Annotated in this window: 5 protein-coding genes; 2 read left to right on the top strand and 3 right to left on the bottom strand. The window is 43.9% G+C overall.

Going from position 1 to position 4,696, the window contains the following annotated elements; translation table 11 throughout:
• Positions 1–172 precede the first annotated feature (172 nt).
• From ACLFWI_RS27205 to ACLFWI_RS27195, 3 genes are all read right to left on the bottom strand, one after another.
• A complete protein-coding gene (locus tag ACLFWI_RS27205) occupies positions 173–433 on the bottom strand; it encodes a hypothetical protein (RefSeq protein ID WP_446415526.1) in 261 nt (86 codons plus the stop codon).
• A 257-nt stretch (positions 434–690) separates the two neighbouring features.
• Positions 691–1,257 (bottom strand): Uma2 family endonuclease, encoded by a 567-nt coding sequence (locus tag ACLFWI_RS27200; protein ID WP_446415525.1) that lies wholly within the window; start codon positions 1,255–1,257, stop codon positions 691–693.
• Positions 1,258–1,349: 92 nt separating this feature from the next.
• A complete protein-coding gene (locus tag ACLFWI_RS27195; protein ID WP_446415524.1) occupies positions 1,350–1,703 on the bottom strand; it encodes a hypothetical protein in 354 nt (117 codons plus the stop codon).
• Between the two features lie 201 nt (positions 1,704–1,904).
• On the opposite strand from ACLFWI_RS27195, the gene ACLFWI_RS27190 reads away from it, so the two are divergent.
• Together ACLFWI_RS27190 and ACLFWI_RS27185 are read left to right on the top strand one after the other, a co-directional pair.
• On the top strand, positions 1,905–2,366 hold the full coding sequence (locus ACLFWI_RS27190) for an SRPBCC family protein (RefSeq protein WP_446415523.1): 462 nt from the start codon (positions 1,905–1,907) through the stop codon (positions 2,364–2,366).
• 346 nt (positions 2,367–2,712) lie between these two features.
• Complete coding sequence (locus tag ACLFWI_RS27185) at positions 2,713–4,644, top strand: ABC-F family ATP-binding cassette domain-containing protein (protein WP_446415522.1); 1,932 nt, start codon at positions 2,713–2,715, stop codon at positions 4,642–4,644.
• The last annotated feature ends 52 nt before the right edge of the window (positions 4,645–4,696 follow it).

Genomic DNA, 4,696 nt, shown 5'->3' with positions numbered 1-4,696 from the left:
AATGTAGCGAGCAAGATGCTCAATGTAGCGAGCAAGATGCTCGCACTACGGCAAGGATTTCGCAATTATTGGCATTAAGGTTTAAATGCCGAAGAGCTGATGACAAATGACAAATGACAAATGACAAATGACAATCCCCACCGTTAACTGGAATTTTTCCCACCGGTTTAGCCTAGTTGAAGATGAACCAAGCATAAGTCAAAATTGCTAGAAACGCGAAGCCAAGGAGAGTTTCGCGTTGGTCTTGCCAAAGCCGAACTATACTTTGCCTTATGGTACGTAAAGTTACTCTACGTTCATGACCGAGTTCATCCATGAGTTGAGCCACTCTAACATCAACTTCCTCAATGGAGACATCGCCTTGCTTGTAGGCGGCTTCTAACTCGTCTAGCTTTCTCCAGTAGTCTTTGGTGGATTCGATCAGATTAATCATGGTTACGCTAAGAATGTAAACTTATGTAAACATCCTAGCGTGACTCCTGGAGTCGGGGGGTGAGGTTTACCCAACCGCCTGGTGAGGATACTGCTGGCGAATTGGAAAAACCTAACCCCCCAGCCCCCTTCCCACCGGGGAAGCTGGGGGAGCAAGGGGTACATTTTTTCTGATAGCGGTGTAAGGAACAAGGCAGAGGGCACAAGAGGGCAGAAGGAAAAAATACCCAAGCTATAAAAAGGGGTTTCAAAAGCAGATTAATCCTTCTCAGGTAATCTCGCTTCGCCAAATATCTGCTGCGGCGTCAATTCTAATCCCTCAAACAACGAATCGGTGATCACCATATCTTTCGTATAGGTTCGCGGTGGCGCATCGGGATAGAAAACGGTGATACTTCTGGCGTGGGGATCGACAACCCAAACTCGTAAGACTCCCGCTTCTAGATAGTCAGTGGCTTTCTCCATCAATGTGCCAAATCTTTGTCCCTGTGAAATAATTTCAATGGCTAATTCTGGGGGAACTGGACAAGGTTCATCTTCCATCACGTCTGTCGGTAGTCGCTGATAAGAAATATAGGTCAAATCTGGCACAGGAACCCAGTTTTTATCGCGACGTTTTAACGCGATCGCCCATTCTGGGTAAACTTCACCTTTTCCCTGACAACACTTATCGATGATAAATAACAATGTCTTCTGCAAAGCTGAATGAAATCGTTTTGGTGACATCTTTGGTACCGCCTCGCCCTCGACTAATTCATGGGTTACATCGGATTCTGGCATTGCCAGAAAGTCTTCAAGTGTAAGTTTTTTTTCTAACTGTTGCATGGCTATAAGTGATTGGTATTTGGGAAACAGGTGATTGAGAAACCCTCCCCTATCTTCCTTATCCCCTTGTCCTCATTTTAATTGACAGATCCCTAAACCATCACACAAAGCTGTTTCTGATCAAGACTCTGGAGTTCTAAACTAGGAGGAATGGGTTCAGGCAGGGGTTCAATACTGTGATAAAATGCATAGTTTAAATGGACGGATTTAACCATTTGCTGGATACCATTGACTAATACTCTCGCTGTATTTGGTCCTCTGACTAAAGACGTATAAAAAAAGACATCATATTTGGCTAAAGCAATCCCCTGACCCGCCTGACCTGTTTCATAAACATCCCAGTTATAACAAATATCAATATCATTCAGATTACGAAGTCGCCAAATAGCAAAACCATCTGTCCAGCCAATGTTCGTGAGTTGCAGCTTGGTCAAATTCCGTGTCATAAATCCCCCAATTCCCTGTTTTCAACGCTGTTGACTGTGCTGTTTTCAGTATGGAAAAGAGATGTTAGCGATCGCGTTGACGTATTGTGTAACTTGATACTGAACTTAGACAAAACTTATGTGCCTGACATCACGATACCCTAGATCGTGTCAAGTTCAGCTTGCTGGGAATCAAGCTGACAAATCAGGGATAATGGTTCTATGCTGCACTATTGCAAGTCCACGCTCATTGACGCACCCGTGGAGGTTGTCTGGAACTTTCACGAGCGTCAAGATATCCTAGAAAGACTAAATCCGCCTTGGCAACCTGTTCAGGTTGTACGTCGCGAGGGTGGGTTAGGTGTGGGTGCGATTTCGGAATTCCGTCTATTTGTTGGTCCAATTCCGCTGCGCTGGGTAGCGGTTCACACCGAATGCGAACCCTATTCCATCTTTACTGATAAACAGAAGGAAGGACCGATGGCGTATTGGGTTCATCGCCACCAATTTAGTCCAGAAGCAGGCAAAACCCGCTTAACCGATAGAATTGAATATGGATTACCGGGAGGATGGCTAGTCGAGAGGCTGTTGGGTTGGTGGGTAGACGCCCAACTCGAACAACTATTTAGCTATCGCCATCAGGTGACACAAACCGAGTGCAGCAGAATCGGGGAGGAGACGTAGCTATCCGTGTCAACTTACTATAGCCTTAAGCAAAATTCCCGACTTCTTGAAGAAGTCGGGGATCTGTCTGTGTTGCGATCGCGAATTTAATGTGAACGTGTTAGCGTGAAAATAAGGATGAGGGATAATATCAAGTCCGGTAACATTGGTTGTATAGAGTGGGGAAGGGGTAAAAGGGTAAAAGAATAGAAGAGTAAGGTTTTTGTCCCAATAACTACAGGTATGATAGACAAACGATACAACTGCATATAACATGAAACAGTTTTACGTGCAGAGACGCACACACTGTTTTCCCATCAATCAATAAATAGGGCAAATTTAGAAATAGGATCAAATTAGAAATTTAATGAGTATCTTCACGCTGCAATCCGTTAAAAAAGATTTTGGCATTAAAGAAATCCTCAAAGATGCCAGCTTTAGCCTCGATGCTAACGATAAAGTCGGCTTAATCGGTACGAATGGATCGGGCAAATCCACTCTATTAAAAATGATTGCTGGACTCGAACCCATTGATGGTGGTCAATTTCTGGTCAATCCCGGCGCGAGAATTGCCTACTTACCTCAACAACCTGACTTAGATGAAAATCGTACTGTATTAGAACAGATCTTTGCCGATAGTGGTGAACAAATGAAACTCATCCGGGATTATGAGGAATTATCTCACAAATTGGCACTAAATTCAGACGATAAACAAGTGATGGCACGTTTATCTCAGGTGACACAGCGCATCGAAACTCTAGGTGCTTGGGACTTAGAAACCAGTGCAAAAGTCATCCTCACTAAGCTAGGGATTCAAGACTTTGATACACTAATTGGTAATTTATCCGGAGGTTATCGGAAGCGCATCGCCTTGGCAACAGCGTTACTATCAGAACCCGATGTGTTACTGATGGATGAACCCACCAACCATTTAGATGCCATGTCGGTGGAATGGTTACAGGGATATTTGAAATCATATCCGGGAGCCATTCTATTAATTACCCACGATCGCTATTTTTTGGATCAAGTCACCAATCGGATTATTGAAATTGACCGAGGTGATATTTATACCTACAATGGCAACTATGCCTACTACTTAGAGAAAAAAGCCCTGGCTGAAGAAACTGCCGTCAGTCAAGAACGGAAACATCAGAATGTATTGCGGCGAGAGTTGGAATGGCTGAAACGAGGTCCGAAAGCGCGAAGTACGAAGCAGAAAGCGCGAATTGATCGCATCCATCAGATGCAGGATCAAGAGTTTAAACAGGCTCAAGGTAAGGTCGATATTTCCACAGCCAGTCGTCGGATTGGCAATAAAGTAATTGAGTTAGAGAATGTCTCTAAGGGATACGGCGATCGCACGTTAATTAAAGACTTTACTTACGAATTTAGTCCAGATGATCGCGTTGGCATTATTGGCGAAAATGGTAGTGGTAAATCCACGTTGATGGATATTATCACTGGGCGAATTGAGCCAGATTCAGGTGAGGTGGAGATTGGCGCAACGATTCACTTCGGCTATTTTGACCAGCATTCTGATGATTTACTAACGGCAATCAATGAAAATCAGCGGGTGATTGATTACCTGAAAGAAGTGGCAGAATATGTGGAAGCGGGGGATGGAACGCTGATTACGGCTTCGCAAATGTTGGAGCGTTTTCTGTTTCCACCGGATCAACAATATATTCCCATTCATAAACTGTCTGGGGGAGAAAAGCGCCGCCTATTTTTGTTGCGTGTCTTAATGAGTGCTCCCAATGTGCTTATTCTAGACGAACCGACCAATGATCTAGATGTACAAACACTTTCGGTACTGGAAGATTATCTAGAAAATTTCAATGGCTGTGTGATTGTGGTATCTCACGATCGCTATTTTTTAGATCGCACCGTCAACAAAATTTTTGCCTTAGAATCAGAAGGGATTCTGCGTCAGTATCCCGGTAACTATTCTGTGTATCTGGATTACAAGGAAGCGGAAGCAGCAGCAGCGGCTGAAGCCAGTGCTAAGATGCAACAGAAATCAGAAAAGTCGGCAACTGGGGAAACGCTGAAAACGCAATCGTCTGGTAATGGAAAACCGCGTCGGCTTTCTAATTGGGAACGGCGCGAGTTTGAAGAATTAGAGGATAAAATTCCCCAACTGGAAGCGGAGAAGGCAGAGGTGGAGAAAGCGCTGTATAATTCATCTCCTGGTAAAGTGGATCAGGTGCAGGAACTTTATCAGAAATTAGAAACCTTGACTCATACTATTGATACAGCCACAGAACGTTGGTTGGAATTGGCGGAAATTGGGGAATAGTCATTTGTCATTTGTCATTTGTCATTTGTCATTTGTCATTTGTCATTTGTCA

The sequence above is a fragment of the Coleofasciculus sp. genome, assembly GCF_046539235.1.
Lineage (GTDB): Bacteria > Cyanobacteriota > Cyanobacteriia > Cyanobacteriales > Coleofasciculaceae > Coleofasciculus.
The sequence above is the reverse complement of the archived record's forward strand: the minus strand, read 5'-3'. Positions and strand labels throughout refer to the sequence as shown.